General features: G+C 34.6%; 19 protein-coding genes. 12 read left to right on the top strand and 7 right to left on the bottom strand.

The genetic code is table 11. The annotated features are described in order from the left end of the window. Window positions 1-28: 28 nt before the first annotated feature. Together LC095_RS01045 and LC095_RS01050 are read right to left on the bottom strand one after the other, a co-directional pair. Window positions 29-973 (bottom strand): 4-hydroxy-3-methylbut-2-enyl diphosphate reductase, encoded by a 945-nt coding sequence (locus tag LC095_RS01045; RefSeq protein WP_226526415.1) that lies wholly within the window; start codon window positions 971-973, stop codon window positions 29-31. A gap of 149 nt (window positions 974-1,122) precedes the next feature. Then, on the bottom strand, window positions 1,123-1,770 hold the full coding sequence (locus LC095_RS01050; RefSeq protein WP_226526416.1) for a YqfQ family protein: 648 nt from the start codon (window positions 1,768-1,770) through the stop codon (window positions 1,123-1,125). A gap of 205 nt (window positions 1,771-1,975) precedes the next feature. Here LC095_RS01050 and LC095_RS01055 point away from each other — a divergent pair, with 205 nt between their 5' ends. Then, window positions 1,976-3,292 (top strand): DEAD/DEAH box helicase, encoded by a 1,317-nt coding sequence (locus LC095_RS01055; RefSeq protein WP_226526417.1) that lies wholly within the window; start codon window positions 1,976-1,978, stop codon window positions 3,290-3,292. Window positions 3,293-3,303: 11 nt separating this feature from the next. Then, complete coding sequence (locus LC095_RS01060) at window positions 3,304-4,197, top strand: deoxyribonuclease IV (RefSeq protein WP_226526418.1); 894 nt, start codon at window positions 3,304-3,306, stop codon at window positions 4,195-4,197. Window positions 4,198-4,326: 129 nt separating this feature from the next. Here the strand turns inward: LC095_RS01060 and LC095_RS01065 are convergent, their stop codons facing one another. Next, on the bottom strand, window positions 4,327-4,581 hold the full coding sequence (locus LC095_RS01065; protein WP_216774450.1) for a DUF2624 domain-containing protein: 255 nt from the start codon (window positions 4,579-4,581) through the stop codon (window positions 4,327-4,329). A gap of 178 nt (window positions 4,582-4,759) precedes the next feature. Here LC095_RS01065 and LC095_RS01070 point away from each other — a divergent pair, with 178 nt between their 5' ends. The 3 genes from LC095_RS01070 to LC095_RS01080 are packed head-to-tail and all read left to right on the top strand — an operon-like array spanning window position 4,760 to window position 6,789. Next, window positions 4,760-5,521, top strand: coding sequence for a metal ABC transporter ATP-binding protein (locus tag LC095_RS01070; protein WP_226526419.1), 762 nt, complete (start codon window positions 4,760-4,762; stop codon window positions 5,519-5,521). A gap of 15 nt (window positions 5,522-5,536) precedes the next feature. Next, window positions 5,537-6,379 carry a metal ABC transporter permease gene (locus tag LC095_RS01075; protein ID WP_226526420.1) on the top strand — a complete coding sequence of 281 codons (843 nt, stop codon included), beginning with the start codon at window positions 5,537-5,539 and terminating at the stop codon, window positions 6,377-6,379. Continuing rightward, window positions 6,376-6,789 (top strand): Fur family transcriptional regulator, encoded by a 414-nt coding sequence (locus LC095_RS01080; protein ID WP_226526421.1) that lies wholly within the window; start codon window positions 6,376-6,378, stop codon window positions 6,787-6,789. Before LC095_RS01075 ends, LC095_RS01080 begins: the two co-directional genes overlap by 4 nt. A gap of 40 nt (window positions 6,790-6,829) precedes the next feature. On the opposite strand, the gene LC095_RS01085 is transcribed toward LC095_RS01080, so the two are convergent. Then, a complete protein-coding gene (locus tag LC095_RS01085; protein WP_226526422.1) occupies window positions 6,830-7,399 on the bottom strand; it encodes a hypothetical protein in 570 nt (189 codons plus the stop codon). 141 nt (window positions 7,400-7,540) lie between these two features. Between LC095_RS01085 and LC095_RS01090 the strand changes: the two genes are divergently transcribed. Both LC095_RS01090 and LC095_RS01095 read left to right on the top strand, forming a co-directional pair. Continuing rightward, window positions 7,541-7,930, top strand: a complete 390-nt coding sequence (locus LC095_RS01090) for a hypothetical protein (RefSeq protein WP_078432546.1) — start codon at window positions 7,541-7,543, stop codon at window positions 7,928-7,930. Window positions 7,931-8,030: 100 nt separating this feature from the next. Beyond that, entirely contained in the window at window positions 8,031-8,219 is a 189-nt protein-coding gene (locus tag LC095_RS01095) for a hypothetical protein (RefSeq protein ID WP_226526423.1), read from the top strand. Window positions 8,220-8,279: 60 nt separating this feature from the next. On the opposite strand, the gene ispG is transcribed toward LC095_RS01095, so the two are convergent. The 3 genes from ispG to LC095_RS01110 all read right to left on the bottom strand — a co-directional run bounded on the left by ispG (window position 8,280) and on the right by LC095_RS01110 (window position 10,777). Then, window positions 8,280-9,392: a flavodoxin-dependent (E)-4-hydroxy-3-methylbut-2-enyl-diphosphate synthase gene (gene ispG / locus LC095_RS01100; RefSeq protein WP_226526424.1), complete on the bottom strand. Its 1,113-nt coding sequence runs from the start codon at window positions 9,390-9,392 to the stop codon at window positions 8,280-8,282. A 140-nt stretch (window positions 9,393-9,532) separates the two neighbouring features. Beyond that, window positions 9,533-9,856, bottom strand: a complete 324-nt coding sequence (locus LC095_RS01105; RefSeq protein WP_226526425.1) for a hypothetical protein — start codon at window positions 9,854-9,856, stop codon at window positions 9,533-9,535. Between the two features lie 141 nt (window positions 9,857-9,997). Next, on the bottom strand, window positions 9,998-10,777 hold the full coding sequence (locus LC095_RS01110; RefSeq protein WP_226526426.1) for a DUF1189 domain-containing protein: 780 nt from the start codon (window positions 10,775-10,777) through the stop codon (window positions 9,998-10,000). 199 nt (window positions 10,778-10,976) lie between these two features. On the opposite strand from LC095_RS01110, the gene LC095_RS01115 reads away from it, so the two are divergent. The 5 genes from LC095_RS01115 to LC095_RS01135 all read left to right on the top strand — a co-directional run bounded on the left by LC095_RS01115 (window position 10,977) and on the right by LC095_RS01135 (window position 17,574). Next, window positions 10,977-12,647: a Na/Pi cotransporter family protein gene (locus LC095_RS01115; protein ID WP_413467439.1), complete on the top strand. Its 1,671-nt coding sequence runs from the start codon at window positions 10,977-10,979 to the stop codon at window positions 12,645-12,647. 242 nt (window positions 12,648-12,889) lie between these two features. Next, window positions 12,890-14,683 (top strand): methyl-accepting chemotaxis protein, encoded by a 1,794-nt coding sequence (locus LC095_RS01120; protein ID WP_226526428.1) that lies wholly within the window; start codon window positions 12,890-12,892, stop codon window positions 14,681-14,683. Between the two features lie 196 nt (window positions 14,684-14,879). Further along, on the top strand, window positions 14,880-15,365 hold the full coding sequence (locus LC095_RS01125; protein ID WP_226526727.1) for a DUF456 domain-containing protein: 486 nt from the start codon (window positions 14,880-14,882) through the stop codon (window positions 15,363-15,365). Between the two features lie 153 nt (window positions 15,366-15,518). Then, window positions 15,519-16,127 carry a superoxide dismutase SodA gene (gene sodA / locus LC095_RS01130; RefSeq protein ID WP_026558739.1) on the top strand — a complete coding sequence of 203 codons (609 nt, stop codon included), beginning with the start codon at window positions 15,519-15,521 and terminating at the stop codon, window positions 16,125-16,127. A gap of 157 nt (window positions 16,128-16,284) precedes the next feature. Continuing rightward, complete coding sequence (locus LC095_RS01135) at window positions 16,285-17,574, top strand: MFS transporter (protein WP_226526429.1); 1,290 nt, start codon at window positions 16,285-16,287, stop codon at window positions 17,572-17,574. Window positions 17,575-17,876 lie beyond the last annotated feature (302 nt).

Raw genomic sequence — 17,876 nt, forward strand, 5'->3', positions numbered from 1 at the left:
CGTCTGACTGAGTTCAGACGCTTTTTGATCAATTTTTAATTTTTACTTTTGGTAATATTTTTGACAGTGGTACTTTATCATCTACATTCCAAGTAGATTCATCTTGCGGATTGTATTGCTCAAGGAATTGAATGACTTTTTTTGTAATTGGCGTCGGTGTAGATGCTCCTGCTGTAACAGCAACAGTTTGAACATCCTTAAGCCATTCAAGCTTAAGCTCACTTAAATCTGAGATACGATATGCCTTTGTCCCGGCAATTTCTTCAGATACCTGTGCTAATCGATTTGAGTTATTACTTTTAGGATCTCCGACAACTATTGTTAAGTCAGCATCTTTAGCTTGTTCAGCCACAGCTTCTTGACGGACTTGAGTTGCTAAACAGATTTCACGGTGCACTTCTACATGAGGGAATTTTTCCTTCACTGAATCCATAATATCAGCAACATCCCACTGACTCATTGTAGTTTGATTTGTAACAATGACTTTCTCATTTTGAATGTTTAACTTTACGACATCCTCTGATGATTCCACAAGATGTACGATCTGTGGAGCGACACCTACTGCGCCTTCTGGTTCTGGATGCCCTTTTTTACCGATATAAATAACATCGTATCCTTGAGCTTCCTTTTCGCGGATAAGGTCATGTGTTTTTGTTACATCTGGACATGTTGCATCTAGTGTAACAAGCCCTTTCTCTTTTGCGATTCGTCTAACCTCAGGAGAAACACCATGAGCTGTAAACACAACTGTTCCTTGATCTACTTTCTCCAGTATGTCTAATCTGTTTTTTCCATCAAGTGTAATAATTCCATCTTCCTCAAATGCGTCTGTTACATGTTTATTATGAACAATCATTCCTAAAATGTAGATGGGTCTTGGTAATGATTTATCTAAAGCAGCGTTCTTTGCAATAACCATGGCATCAACGACACCATAGCAATATCCACGTGGTGCGATTTTAATTATGTTCATTAAACTGCCTCCTTAAGAGATCAAATAGGAGCAGGAGCAAAGTAATAGTCATGTCCTGTTTCCACTCAAAAAAGCCGTATATACGGCCTTTTTCACTAACAATCTCTTAATATTATAACGAAGTATAGGGAATATTACAAAGAAGAATATTAGATATACATTTTAGGTTGTGAGCTTCTTGTTGAAGGCTTTCGTTTTTTGCTACTTGTTGTCGGTGCTTCTTTTTCCTGTTTATCTTCAGTTACGATTGGCCGAGTAGCCTTTCTCTTGTTAGATGTTTGTGTATTGGTTTGTTGGTTTAACTCTTCATCTTTTTCGGAAGAAGAAGATTCCGGTTCAGCTGAGGTTGTGTCAGAATCATCACTACTATTTAGTTCACGATAAATTTTTATCATGGCAGGCAAATTTTTGACAAGTGGTCCATATTGCTGGACCATAGGTGTTACTTGTTGTGCCATCCCAAGAACCCGTTGAACGTTTCCTAGCATTCCTGAAATATTTGAAGGGTTCATTAGTCCTTGAAGTCCTCCGGAAGCCCTGGTTGCATTAGTGACTGCATTTGCTCCTCCAATAAAGCCTTGAGGGTTACTTGCAGCAGCACCCTGTGATCCTGGCAGAAAACGGGATATTAATCCTTTTAATCCACCGCCACCTGTTCCTCTTGGTGTCATCGAACCAAACTGAGGACCTCTTCCCATACCTGGCCCGGGCATTCCTTGTCGTCCCATAGGAATTTGACCTTGTGTCGGGAAGAATCCTCTGGTGTTCATGGGAGGCATTGGTCTTTGTTGAAACATATTTTTCCTCCTTTCCAATAATTGTTCCTCTATCCTAGACTATGCATAAGAGAGGTATTTGGTTTCTGAGGTATTTCTGTAAAACAAATTGAATTTGAGTTTTTCTTTTATTAAGGTATAATCTAATGATGGACTGATAAAGTGATTCGAAAATAAATTCTATGATCGATTGATATGAAAGCTTTATCAAAAAGGAGAGATACGGATGGAACAAACAAAATTTGAGCGTTTTTCATTAAAACCTTTTATTATAGAAGCATTGACAAAGGAATTAAAATTTTATGAGCCAACAGAAATTCAGGAAAGATTAATGCCTTCCATTCTAAAAGGGGAAAGTGCAATTGGACAATCTCAAACTGGTACAGGAAAAACTCATGCCTATTTATTGCCTTTATTAAATCAAATAGCAGCGGAGAAAAAAGAAGTACAAGTTGTGATCACTGCTCCTACCCGGGAATTAGCTACTCAAATCTATCAAGAGGTAGGGAAAATCATTACTTATTCACCCGATGAAATTTCGGCTAAGCTATATATCGGAGGAACAGATAAGCAACGAACCATCGAAAAATTAAAAAACCAACCACATATTGTTGTAGGAACTCCCGGAAGAATTAATGATCTTGTAAAAGAGAATGCATTGATCATTAACAAAGTTCGTTCGTTTGTTGTAGATGAAGCGGATCTCATGCTGGATATGGGCTTCATCAAGGATGTGGATATGGTAGCTGGTCAAATGCCGGAAAACCTGCAAATCTTAGTTTTCTCTGCAACCATTCCTGAAAAATTAAAGCCTTTTTTAAAAAAATATTTGGCAAATCCGCGATTTACTCATGTTGCTCCTAAACAAGCAACTGCCGCAAAAATAGAACATGTTCTTGTACCTGCAAGACATCGTGATAAATTAAAGCTCGTATATGATATGTTAGTTGATTTTAATCCTTTTTTAGCAATCGTTTTTACTAATACGAAAAAAAATGCTGATATTGTTGCTGATGCCCTAATAGAGAAGGGGCTAAAAGTTGGAAGAATACATGGTGATTTATCCCCTCGTGATCGTAAAAAGATGATGAAACAGATAAATGATTTAGAATATCAATATGTGGTTGCAACTGATTTGGCTGCCCGTGGTATTGATATTAAAGGAGTAAGTCATGTTATAAATTACGAGATTCCAACAACGGAGTTGGATTTTTATATTCACCGCGTGGGTCGTACAGCTAGGGCAGGTAGTTCTGGAATTGCAGTAACATTGTTTGAAACTTCTGACGATGACGCACTTAATAAACTGGAAAAACTAGGAATTGAGTTTGTTAACAAGGATTTTGTCGCTGGAGAGTGGAAGGATATAGATGACCGTAAACGTCGACAAAATCGAAAAAGGGTAACAGATGAAGTTGATGCATTAGCTAAAAGTATCGTTCAAAAACCAAAGAAAGTAAAACCTGGTTATAAGAAAAAAATGAATCGTGAAATGGAACAAATTAAAAAGAGAAAAAGAAGATTAACAAAGAAACAAAAATAGGGGGAGTAAAAATGCTGAAAATTGGATCACATGTTTCAATGAGTGGAAAGAAAATGTTATTAACTTCAAGTGAAGAAGCCGTTTCATATGGAGCGAACACATTTATGATCTACACAGGTGCTCCACAAAACACAAGAAGAAAAAAGATAGAAGACCTTAACATTGAAGCGGGACAAGCTCATATGAAAGAGAATGGTATAGAGGAAATTATCGTCCATGCTCCTTATATCATTAATATAGGAAACACGACAAATCCAGCAACATTTGAACTAGGTGTAAACTTTTTACGTTCAGAAATTGAACGAACAAAAGCGCTTGGAGCTAAACAAATTGTTTTGCACCCGGGTGCACATGTAGGTGCAGGTGTGGATGAAGGAATAAGAAAGATTATCGAAGGTTTAAATGAGGTTTTAGAACAAGATCAGGAAGTACAGATTGCATTGGAAACAATGGCTGGTAAAGGTTCTGAATGCGGAAGATCCTTTGATGAATTAGCAAAAATAATTGATGGTGTGACTCATAATCAGCACTTGTCAGTTTGCTTCGATACATGCCACACACATGACGCAGGATATGATATTGTAAATGATTTTGATGGAGTTCTAAAACAGTTTGATTCTATTATTGGATTGGACAGAATAAAAGTGCTGCATATTAATGATAGCAAAAATCCAATGGGTTCTAGTAAAGACCGCCATGAAAATATCGGTTTCGGTCATATTGGCTTTGAAGCACTGAATCGAATCGTTCATCACGAAGCACTAATGAATGTTCCTAAGATTTTGGAAACACCTTTTGTTGGTGAAGATAAAAAATATAAAAAGCCTCCATATAAATATGAAATTAATATGTTCAGAGAAAAAATGTTTGATGAGGGACTTTTGGAAAAGATAGTAAATCAATAGGGAAAGAGGAGAGAACTACATTCAAAAAAGTAGTTCTCTTTTTAATGAACCTTATCAATATTTATTTAAAAGCATAAAAACAATTTGAAAAAGAGGATATTCAGAGTTTGAATATCCTCATAAGTATGGTTAGTTTGTGAATTTCTGGAATATTTGATTTACTTGTTGAGCTGTTTGTGGAGAGGTAATATTTGCAATCTGAGTAAGTAGTTTTTTTCTTTCATTCACATTAAAAATATTGATGTTTTTTCCATGCATAGCTTTTACAACTTTAGTCGCTTGGGGATGTTCTATTGTAATATTAAATTGCTTCGCATATTGCATGAGTTCCTCAACAGAAATATTGTTAAGCTTTTGGTTGATAATTTTTTGAAATAAGATCATAGTTAAACCTCCTCTAAAACAATGTATGGAAGGTTTGATTAAAATGTGCCGCTTTTTAAGAACGCAATTTGCTTTACATTTTATAAAGATTCCTGTACAATTCTTATGTTGTAAAAGTCTAACATATAGGAATCGATTATAAATCGTAACGATTCTTAAATCATAAAGGAAGATGCAAATGAATCAACCGGTTGTAGAAATAAAAGATCTAAACTTTACTTATGAGCGGCAAAGAGTACTAGAAAATATAAATTTAACGATAAGACAAGGCAGTTTTTTGGGGCTTGTTGGGCCTAACGGATCCGGAAAAACAACATTATTAAAATGTTTATTAGGGTTATTAAAACCTCAGCAAGGTGAAATAAAGTTGTTTGGCCATCAAATTCAAAAGTTTAAAAATTGGCATGAAATTGGGTTTGTTTCGCAAAAGGCAAATAGCTTTAATACCGGATTTCCAGCATCTGTGTTTGAAGTGGTGTCAAGTGGTTTAACGTCGAGGCTGGGATTGTTTAAATTTATGACTAAACAAGATCGTACAAAAGTGTATGAAGCGATTGAAGCTGTTGGATTAAGTGCTTTTGCAAAGCGCAATATTGGCGAAATGTCTGGTGGACAACAGCAAAGAGCGTTTATTGCAAGAGCAATTGTTAGTAACCCCAAATTGTTAATTTTAGATGAACCAACCGTTGGGGTAGATGCTCAAACGGTTCAAAGCTTTTATGATATGTTGTTATCCTTAAATAAGGATCTTGGTATCACACTAATCTTGGTAACTCATGATGTAGGCACGATTACAGACAAAGTGTCACATGTTGCATGCATTAATAAGCATTTACATTTTCATGGGAACTCCAAAGAATTTGAATCACTAAAGGATGATGAGATGTCCGACTTTTACGGACACTCCTTACATGTGTTATCACATGATCACTCCCATTAATGGAGGAAATATGAAATGTTAAGTAGTCTTTTTCAATATGAATTTTTACAAAATGCCTTTATTTCTGGAATGCTTATTGGGTTAATTGCCCCTTTACTTGGTGTATTTGTAGTTGTAAGAAGAATGTCTTTAATCGCAGATGCACTTAGTCATGTTACATTGGCTGGAATTGCCGCCAGTTTATTATTGGAAAAAAAAGTAACAGCTTTTGTGGGAATTAATCCACTATATTTAGGCATGGCATTTTCAGTGAGTGGTTCCCTTTTCATAGAAAAACTTAGAACCGTTTATAAACATTATCAAGAATTGGCTATTCCAATTATTTTATCGGCAGGTGTGGGGATTAGTGTTATATTTATTTCGCTTGCTGACGGCTTTAATACCGATTTATTCAGTTATTTATTTGGTAGTATAAGTGCTGTAAGTCGTACAGATATGTATGTAATCTCAGCAATTACAGTTGCAGTTATTTTCGTCATATTTTTCCTATACAAAGAACTCTTTTTGTTATCATTTGATGAAGAACATGCCGTAGCATCTGGTATTAGTGCCAAAGTTATTCACTTTATTTTTATTTTTATGTTGGCGCTTGTCATTGCAGGCTCAATGAGAATTGTTGGGATTTTGTTGGTTTCATCTCTTATGACTTTACCTGTTGCTGCAAGTATTAGAATTGCTAAAGGATTTAAGCAAACGATTTTCTTTTCTGTACTATTTGGTGAAATATCTGTTATTATTGGATTATTCCTAGCCTATTATTTAGATTTAGCACCTGGGGGAACAATTGTCATCCTATCAGTTCTTATTTTGATTATGACAATAATATGGACTAAATATACAAAGGGGAAAGTTTCATGAACGTTCAAGAAGCTCTCGACTTATTAAAAGAAAAAGGATACAAATACACAAGTAAAAGAGAAGAGATGCTCCAACTCTTTGCTGACCATGATAAGTACCTTACAGCAAAAGATGTGTTGGAATTTTTGAAAGGTGATTATCCAGGTTTAAGTTTCGATACAATTTACCGAAACCTTTCTCTATTTGCTGATCTTGGGATTTTTGAAATGACAGAGTTATCTGGTGAAAAGCACTTTCGATTTACATGTAGCACAAAACACCATCATCATCATTTTATTTGCATGAAATGTGGAAAAACGAAAGAACTTCCTGGTTGTCCAATGGGAAATCTAACGGATAGCCTAAATAACTATGATATAAGCGGCCATAAGTTTGAAGTATATGGAAGATGCCCTCAATGTCAAATATAAAGAAAAAAGGAAGGCTTCATTTTTTTAGCCTTCCTTTTTCTTATATCTTTATTTCAGTCCATTGCTGGACCCATTTCTTTGCCTCACGCCAATCATTTACTCTAATAACCCCATTTGGAATTGGATCTTGATTATAAGGTGTATTAAATAAGATAACTGGTATACCTTGTTCTTCATTTATCATACAGGCATTATCATGCTTGTCCTCAAAAAAAATAGAAATATTATTTTCCTTAACAGCAGCAAGTTTATCATGGCTCCCAATTAATTCAATATGGTGATAAAAAAGGTCTTTATCTTTGAACCATTGATTTGTGATTTCCATTAAATGCTTTCTTCTAGCGCTAATAAACATTAATTGATGCATATCTTTCCATTCATCTAATACTTCTTTTGCATGTAAAGCAAGTGGTGCTTCTTTATAGATAATTGGCTCAAATTCGTCCATCCAGCTCCAAAAGTCTGCATCTGTGATGTTATAAATTTTTGTTAAATCATATTGAGTTAAATCTTGATATGTCAAGGATTTTTTAAATGACTGATTTAAATAAGGTAAAAAGGTTTGCGGATCTGTAACCGTTCCATCTATGTCGATTCCTAGTCGTAACATTTTTTTCTCTCCTTCATGAAGTCCTAATACATAGTGTACCATACAAAATTTTTAATCGAACAGAAAAGTTTTACAGTTATACTTTTTGTCACTAAGTTTATAATAAGAATGCTCCTTTATTTAAGAAAGGATGGGATCTACATGGCAGACGAAAATAAGTTCAATGAACGAGATCGTTTTGACAATCCTGATTATAGGGGAATCACGCCGCTAGATCGAGAAATAGAAACAGATTATGAAACAGAAGCAGCTGCTGAAATTGCAGCCCCGGTTAATATGGGGGGTACCTATAAGGCAGCTGATACTGAGACTGATCGAGGTGAAAGAGTTGGTGAAGGCAAAGGGATTGGATATCTGGCCTTAGCTTTATCCATCATTTCACTATTTATCTTACCTGTCATTTTAGGAGCAGCAGGTATAATTGTTGGATTTATTGCCAGAAGAAGAGGGGCTCTTACAACAGGAGCTTGGGCAATTGGAATAGGTGTCGTTTCAATTATCTTAGGGATCTTTATCATGCCGTTCTTTTAGAATAGCTGATTAGACATTGAAATTGGGGATTGATCTTTATGGTCAATCCCCAATTTATTATTTCAATCATCAGTGTTTTAGCGATAGGGGGATTTGGCACATGGAAATGAAAAAGAAACAATCTATTCACAATCCAGTGAAATCCAGTCAAATAAATAATGATGCATATGAGGCTAATATGAAGCTCCAGGAACAGTTTTACAAAGATGATAGCAGGGAAGAGGATTCAGCTCTCTCATTGTCCAATAGCAGCAATTTTGGAACGTTTATCTTACCTGAAGATGTATAAAGACAACGAAAAAAGGATATCCACAGATTGTGGTATATCCTTTGTCATTTATGAATTTATTTATGCGTTTGCTTCAGCTTTCTCTGCGGCCTGCTTAGCATAATGTTCTTCAGCAATTTTATCAATTTCTTTTTTTAGTTCCTCAACCATTGTCGCTTCAGGAACTTTGCGAACGATTTCTCCTTTACGGAACAGTAAACCTTCTCCACGAGCACCTGCTATCCCAATATCTGCTTCACGAGCCTCACCAGGACCGTTTACAGCACAACCTAAAACAGCTACTTTAATCGGTGCTTTAATCTGTGAGATATATTCTTCTACTTCATTTGCAATGCTTATTAAATCAATTTCAATTCTTCCGCAAGTTGGGCATGAAATTAATGTTGCAGCATTTGCTGCTAAGCCGAATGATTTTAAAAGTTCACGGGCAACTTTAACTTCCTCAACTGGATCGGCACTTAAAGAAACACGTACCGTATTTCCAATTCCTTTGCTAAGAATGGCTCCTAAACCAGCTGCACTTTTTACAGTTCCTGCAAAAAGTGTACCTGATTCTGTAATACCTAAGTGTAAAGGATAGTCAAAAGCTCTTGATGCTTTATCGTATGCTTCAATGGCTAAGTTTACATCTGAAGCTTTCATTGAAACTATAATATCATGGAAGTCCAAATCTTCTAGAATTTTTATATGGTGCAGGGCACTTTCAACCATACCATCTGCAGTTGGATAACCATATTTTTCTAAAATTCGTTTTTCTAACGAGCCTGCATTTACTCCGATTCTAATTGGAATTTTACGCTCTTTTGCTGCTTTTACGACAGCTTCTACTTTTTCTCTTCTCCCTATATTCCCAGGGTTGATTCTAATTTTATCTGCTCCGCCTTCAATGGCTTTTAACGCGAGTTTATAGTCAAAATGAATATCAACAACGAGTGGAATATTAATTCTTTTTTTAATTTCAGCAATTGCATTAGCTGCACGTTCATCAGGACATGCAACACGTACAATTTGACAACCTGCTTCTTCAAGACGGTTAATTTCAGCTACAGTTGCCTCAACATCATGGGTTTTAGTTGTTGTCATACTTTGAATAACAACTTCATTATTTCCACCAATCGTTAAATTCCCGACTTTTACAGGTCTTGTTTTCGTACGATGTATGATTTCACTCACGTGTAAATCGCTCCTTAAATTAGTTTAAGCATTTCATGAACATATACCTTTATGATACTTGAGTTTCTTCTTTTTTTCTAGTAATTCTACTTTCCAACCTCATTTTACAGGGCGGTTTATGAATTGACAAGGATGATCTATTATTTATAATCTGGAAAAAAGTACGAAGTACCAACCTGAATTTCCTCCACTTTTACACCAGGATTAAGTTTTTCAAAATCCATAACAAGCTGATCAATTGAAATTGGAAGTGTACCATGGTATTTCTCTGTAATCGTTAAAACAGTATCACCTTGTTTGACAGAATGTTCATAAAAAGCTGCTTGTTTATCTTCACTATTTTTGTTGGGTACTGAAGATACAATAGCAGTTTTATTCATAACTGGGAGTGTGCCAACTTTTAAATCATAATAAATAATATAACAAATAAAAAAACATAGGAGTAAAATTGAGAATCGCTTCATTTTTTAGATCCTCCAATGAAAGGATTTTATATAATGATCCTATGCTTGTCCTATTTAAATATGTCTGCTTTTTCGAATCTTCTATATAAATGTAAAAAAATTATACATGGAACTTAAAAAACGCGGATTTCTCCGCGTTTTTTAAGTGGTTTCATTCTTCTTCTTGTTTGGTGGGATTTCTTTTAATACAAGGTATAGGACAATTAAATGAACAAACCAATTCAATAAGAATCCGCTTGGAACAACCACTTGCAAACTATCCATGATGATAAAGAAGATGGTCGCTAATGTTGTAGAGTATGCTGCAATCACCCATAATTGTTTAAAGTTAACTTTTCGCTGCAGACTGTTTTTGAATGCCAAGCCAAACAAAGCTAATATGGTGATTTCAATAAATTTGACGAATGCACCAAATAAATACATAACAAGAATCATGATTGTAAGTACGATTGGAAGCAGCTGGTTGAACTGTGATGTGATCTCCATGATATCTTCCTTTGAGATGGTCATGTTCAACAGTGAATATTCATAGGTTTGTGCTTGACCATTTGCCGCAAAAACAAATTTATCTGATAATATCCCAATTGCATTTTCTTTTGCTTCCATCTCCTCCACACCATAAGCTCCAGAACCGTCTAAAATGATGAAAAATCCATCCTTCTTTATTTCTACAGGTTTTTCTGAGTCTGTAGATAGTAAACCATTCTCAATTGTAAAAGAAGGCAAATCATTACTTAGTGTTTCATCAAAACTTTTTAAGCCTTCACTTAAGCTGCTTGAAAAATAAATAGCAGTTGGTAAGGTGCTTAACAAGGATAAAATAAAGACGAACAGAATCGTTTTGCCTATTCCTTGGAACCGAAATTTCGAAATCGATTTTGGAGAATAAATACTTACATAAAGTTGCTTAAATATATTCATGCTAAGAAGACACATCCTTCAAAAGTTTACGCTCTCTATTTTATATCCCTTGATAGATAATGACAAGGAATCGAGGCCAGATAAAAGCAATAATCATATAAAATTCACTTTGTAAAGATATTATAAATTTTTTGTAAATATTTTTAATAAATCTCTTTACAATAAAACAGTATTTCGTTAATAATTGTAAGGGTTGTAGATGTTTGTCGACAAAAGACGAAATGAGGAGTTGGAAATTTTGGAATTAGATATCCAGAAGATGATATTTGAATTCATTGGTGGATTAGGGATTTTCCTATTCGGAATCAAGTATATGGGAGATGGTCTTCAACGATCAGCCGGTGATAAGTTGAGAGACATTTTGGATAAGTTTACGACAAATCCGTTAATGGGTGTTTTAGCGGGTGTTATTGTGACGGTATTAATTCAATCCAGTAGTGGAACAACTGTTATTACGGTTGGTTTAGTAAGTGCTGGATTTATGAGTCTTAGACAAGCTATCGGTGTAATTATGGGGGCTAATATTGGGACAACCGTTACGGCATTTATTATCGGTATTAAAGTTTCGGATTACGCGCTGCCAATAATCGCTGTTGGAGCAATATTACTATTTTTCTTTAAAAACAAAAGAATACATAATATCGGTCAAATTGTTTTCGGGTTTGGTGCTTTATTCTTTGGATTGGAATTAATGGGAGATGGAATGAAACCACTCCGCACCTTAGAGGCATTTCATGATTTGACAGTTAGTATGAGTACCAATCCGTTATTGGGTGTAGTAGTTGGAACCCTTTTTACTGTTATTGTTCAAAGCTCCAGTGCAACGATTGGAATATTACAGGAGTTATTTGGCCAGGGATTAATAGATATTAATGCGGCACTTCCTGTTCTTTTTGGAGATAATATTGGAACGACAATTACCGCAGTGTTAGCATCTATTGGCGCTTCTATAGCAGCAAGAAGAGCAGCATTGACACATGTTATTTTTAATTTAATTGGAACAACCATTTTTCTTATTTTCTTACCTATATTTACAAGTTTTATGCTGTATTTACAAGGAGCATTAAATTTAAATCCAGAAATGACGATTGCTTTTGCACACGGTACTTTTAATTTTACGAATACGTTGATCCAATTACCATTTATTGGTTTCTTAGCGTTTATTGTGACGAAGTTAATTCCTGGTGAAGATTCAGTAATTGAGTATAAAACAAAACACTTAGATCCGATATTTATAGAACAATCTTCATCTATTGCACTGGGGCAGGCAAAGGAAGAAGTCCTTCGTATGGGACAGTTTGCAACAATTGGTTTGGAAGCAGCAAGAGATTACCAAGCAACATACTCTCAGAAGAATGCAGACACCGCCATGCAACTTGAAGATGCGATTAATAACCTAGATCGAAAAATTACAGACTATTTAATACTTATATCAAGAAGTGAAATGTCCCCGACAGAGTCTGAAGAACATAGCATGCTAATGGACACAGTTAGGGATATCGAACGTATTGGTGATCATATTGAAAATGTAGTAGAATTAGTTGGTTACCAACTAACAAACAAAGTTAAACTAACTGATTCAGCTAAAAAAGATTTAGAAGATATGTTCGAATTAACGATTCAAACGTTAAAAGATTCAGTAACAGCTCTTGATGACAAAGATACAGCGTTAGCATCAAAAGTATTAAAATCTGAAGAGCAAATTGATAAGATGGAAAGAACCCTTCGTAAAAAGCATATTATGCGTATTAACGAAGGTAGCTGTACAGGTTCAGCTGGTATCGTTTTTGTTGACATCATAAGCAATTTAGAACGAATTGGAGATCATTCCGTTAATATTGCAGAAGCTGTTTTAGGTTATAGAGACTAATCTTAAATTGAATATATAAGGGAAACAAGGTTTCTTATTTTAAGGCTGTGTTAATGTAAATTTAATACAGTCTTTTTCTTTTATATAATTTCAGCAATAAAAAAAGATAGGACAATAGCAGGTCATGAATCCTTGGTTGAAAATAAGTAATCTGTCTTATTGACGTGTTTTTAATCTTAACACTAGCTTAATATTTCGATGTTATAATTAGTCGAAATTACACGAGAGATGGAGGATTCGGTTTGGGAAAGAATTGGCTTGAGTACATCAATAATATTTTTATACATAAGAAGTTTGACCAGAAGAAGCTTAATCAGAACAAGAAAAATACTAATAAAAATGTATCTGCATCCAACCGTTTATTTGATAAAGCATTTAAAAAGTTTAATTTGCAAAATCGATTATTGTTCTTATTTATTTTCTTATTAATTGTTTCCGTTACTATTGTAGGTATTAGTTCCTATCTTAAGGCGAAGGATACAACTATTGAAACAATTGAAAATCGTATAAGTCGTGAATCTGAAGTTATGACATACGTTGCTAAAAACTTGAAGTTTTTATATGTAAGTGATGATGCATATTTTATGCAGCAGTTAGAGATTAGTATTCGTGACCAACAGCGAGAGTTAGAAACAGACGGGATTCAATCTCATTTATATTATTATGCCAATGGAGAAATCAACACATTTAAAGTAAGTAATCACTCAAATATCCCTTTCACAGATGCTTTTAAGGAAAAAATTTCAAAAGAAGAAAAAGGGGTCTTTCACCAAACAGTTAAGGGGGAAGACTATACAATTTCTGTTATTAACATGCCTGAGGTTAATGGGAAATACCTTTTAATCGTTCCAACAGCATCTTATTTGGGGCCAGTGAATGAAATGGCACAATTTATGATCGCTGTAATTGTTGTGAGTTTAGTTATTTCAATTTTCTTGCTAATTTTATTTGTTCGAAGTGTAACAAAACCTTTAACTGAACTTCGAAATGTTATGACAGAGGTACGCGAAGGGAATTTAAAGAAAAAAGCTTTAATTAATACAACCATTCCAGAGCTTCAATCACTAAAAGTAAGCTTTAATATGATGATAGAACAGATGAGTAACGTTATAAATGAAATAAATGAAACAACAACAGAGCTGGAAACAACCGGTGAAAAATTGAGTCTTTCTTCTGAAGATGCGCTTTCTTATAGCAGACAGTTAATAACTGCCATTAATGTTGTAAAACACGGAGCTGAACAAACAGCAAGCAGCTCGGATAGTAGTGTAAATGGCTTTCAATCAATGAAACAAAAAATACAAATATTAATCTCAGGTATGGATATGGTATTTCAAAGCTCTGAGGATATGAATATATCTGCTAAGCGTGGAGAAAAGAATAATACATACTTAATTAATACCATTAACAGTTTTGAGAAAGATTTTGAACACATGACATCAACCATACAAGAAGTAAAAGAACATTCAACTTCAATAACAAATCTTGTAGGTTTAATAAAAGGTGTTGCTGATCAGACGAAGTTATTATCTCTTAATGCCACAATCGAGGCAGCAAGGGCAGGAGAAGCAGGAAAAGGATTTGCCGTCGTTGCAAACGAGGTACGTAAACTAGCTGAGCAATCTTCTTCTGCTACTGTAGACATCTCCAAATCAATTTCCGAAATGGAAGACGTAACTATACGTGCTACAAATGAATTTGATGAAATGCTTATAAAGATAAGACGCTATCTAGAAACGGCAAACGATTCAAAAGCATCATTTGATGAATTAATGAAAGAAATCGATACAGTTAGTAAGAAGCTCCAAGGAATGCAAGGTGAGCTTCAAAAATTAAAATTAGTACTTCCAGACCTTGAGGAACAAACATTAAGCTTTGCATCCATTTCACAAGAAACCCTTGCCAGTACTGAAGAAATGCTTTCAACAAGTAATGACCAAATACAACAGATGGAAAGTACTCATGAAATTGGCTTACAATTAAAAGGATTATCCAATTCATTATCTGGTATTTCCAAACAATTTAACTTAAACTAAAAATGAATGTTGTATAAATTCTTTATACTTATACAACATGTCATTTATAATTTGTGTCCAATATATATAAGCTAGAGGAAAAGGTGTTGTATGCACAGAATATCAAAATAGCTTTAAGATAATGAGGGGAATTTTAAGTAAGAACAGAAACTTGTATTAATTAGCCGTGAAAAAATTTTTCAAGGAGGTTTTTGCCATACAAATAATCTATTGGTCAATAATCATTCTAATGTTTGTTATTGCTTTTATAGGACTTATTTACCCAATCATCCCAAGTGTGTTATTTATTGTCATAGGATTTTTATTATATGGTTTGTTCTTTACTTTTACTGAATTAACATGGGTATTTTGGATTGTACAAGGGCTTTTTATTGCTTTATTATTCGGAGCCGATTATCTTGCAAATCTATTAGGAGTTAAAAAATTTGGAGGTAGTAAAGCGGCTATTTGGGGAAGTACAATCGGTCTTTTAGTCGGTCCATTTATTATCCCGTTATTTGGAATTATAATTGGTCCTTTTATTGGGGCAGTCATGGCAGAGCTTTTATTCCATAAAAAGAACTTCAAAGATGCCCTTCACGCGGGTATTGGTTCTTTAATAGGATTTATTTCCGGAGTTTTTGCAAAAGGACTAATTCAATTAATAATGATTGCTTATTTCCTCTTTCAGGTTTTAAGGTAGGATTACCTCTTGCATATAATTTATTTTTTGTGAGAAGACTGTTATTTGTGTTTAAGGCTTTTCAATTGAAAGTATAGGACAATTTTGGTAACCTAGGAATTGAGAAGCCTATATTGGCTTTTAACTTGTACATATATTAAGGAGGAATTAACAATGGCTTATGAATTACCACAATTACCTTATGCTTATGATGCACTAGAACCACATATTGACAAAGAAACGATGAATATCCATCACACAAAACATCATAACACTTACATTACAAATGTAAACGCAGCATTAGAAGGCAATGCTGATTTAGCAGGGAAAAGTGTAGAAGAGTTAGTTTCTAACTTAGACGCTGTTCCAGAAGCTATCCGTACAGCAGTACGTAATAATGGTGGTGGACATGCTAACCACAGCTTATTCTGGACGATCTTATCACCAAATGGCGGCGGCGAACCGACAGGTGAGCTTGCTGATGCAATCAACGCTAAATTTGGAAGCTATGATAGCTTCAAAGAAGAGTTTGCTAAAGCTGCAACTACTCGTTTCGGTTCAGGTTGGGCTTGGTTAGTAGTAAATAATGGTGAGCTAGAGGTTACTAGTACTCCAAACCAAGATTCTCCTCTAATGGAAGGTAAAACACCAGTTCTTGGTTTAGATGTTTGGGAGCATGCATATTACTTAAATTATCAAAACCGTCGTCCAGACTACATTGCTTCTTTCTGGAATGTAGTAAACTGGGATGAAGTTTCTAAGCGTTTTAACGCAGCGAAATAATAATAATTAAAAAATTTTTCCGAGAGGGCTAACATTTTGTTAGTCCTTTTTGATTTGAAATCTTCTCTTAAATGACGGCGACTATTTACAATCTAAATACATAACTACAATCCGATAAGACAAACTATGTATTAGAAGTTGAAGGGGAGTAGTTGTTATGTCAAAAATGAAGAAGATTATTGGTGATGTAGATGTCAGTAAGGATTTGGTTTTATTATTGGTGATTGGTGGATTGTATTCATTAAGTATTGCGCTTTCTAATACGTTTGTGAATGTTTACTTATGGAAACAATCAGGAAAGTTTATTGACTTGGCCATATATAATTTATCAATAGTGGTCATGCAACCTCTAACATTTATCTTTGCAGGTAGATTAGCTAAAAAAATTGACCGTGTAATTGTTTTAAGACTTGGAGTTATTTTCTTAGCTGCATTCTTCTTAATTGTCCTCATGATTGGAGGCTCTGCTGCAAAGTTTCTCTTTCTCTTAGGTGGTACATTAGGGATAGGGTATGGTTTCTATTGGCTTGCATTCAATGTTTTAACATTTGAAATTACAGAACCTGAAACGAGGGATTTTTTTAATGGATTTTTAGGAGTCATGAACTCCACAGCAGGAATGGTTGGTCCGATCGTTGCAGGCTTTGTTATTTCCAGGTTAAAAAATTTTACTGGTTACACAACAATCTTCACCATTTCTCTCATTTTGTTTTCAGGTGCAGTAGTGCTTAGCTTTTTTTTAAAGAGAAGAAAAGCAGAAGGAGATTATATATTAGCGCGAATTTTCCATGAAAGGAAAACCAATAAAAATTGGGGGCTTATTACCAGAGCACATTTCTTTCAAGGTTTACGTGAAGGAACTTTTGCTTTTGTAATTGGTGTATTTGTTTTTATTTCTACCGGAAGTGAATTGGCATTAGGAACTTTTGGTTTGGTTAATTCCGCGGTTGCTTTTCTGGGCTATTATCTTGCGACAAGAGTGATAAAGAAAACGAAGCGCAAACGTTTCATACTAATTGGTGGGACGTTACTGTATGTTTCGATTTTCTTAATACTTTTTGATGTGACCTATCAAAGATTACTTATTTATGGAGCACTTATTGCAATTGGCTACCCAATGTTACTCGTTCCATACATGTCCTTAACATATGACGTTATAGGAAAAGCATGGAGTGCTGCCAAGGCGAGAATTGAATATATTGTCGTAAAAGAGATTTTTCTTAATGCAGGAAGAATTGTTTCAATAGTTGGATTTATTATTGCTATTTCTTTCTTTGATGAAAAACAAAGTATTCCGGTTTTACTTGCAATTATTGGTGCGGGACACTTTGTTATCTACTTTTTTGTAAAACATGTTCATCTGAAAGAAAGTGATAAAAGCATTGAGCACACAGGGCATAAACCAGTTTTAAAAAACAATCTTGTTGATGGTGATAGTAGTGGGTAAAGGGGAAACTTACATTCGATTTTCCCCTATGTTAAATTCATCAGGGTATTTACTTTTTGTTTAATGTTATTAATTTTTCTTCTTCCCCCTTCAATTATAGATGAGATTCTTTTTGATTAAGACAAGTATATTTCCCCCTATTGCTTCATCATCTATCGGCTGTTTAGGTGAAGAAGATACTTCATAATCCAGCTTTATTTTTCATTTTTAAATTTCTTCTTTCTAAAGTTACAATTAATTCTTTTCCCCAATTTCGTCCGACTTTTCCTCAAGTTGAAGTGTTTCTGTCAAACAATTCCTAC

This window comes from Metabacillus niabensis (assembly GCF_020524345.1).
GTDB classification, from domain to species: Bacteria; Bacillota; Bacilli; order Bacillales; family Bacillaceae; genus Metabacillus; species Metabacillus niabensis_B.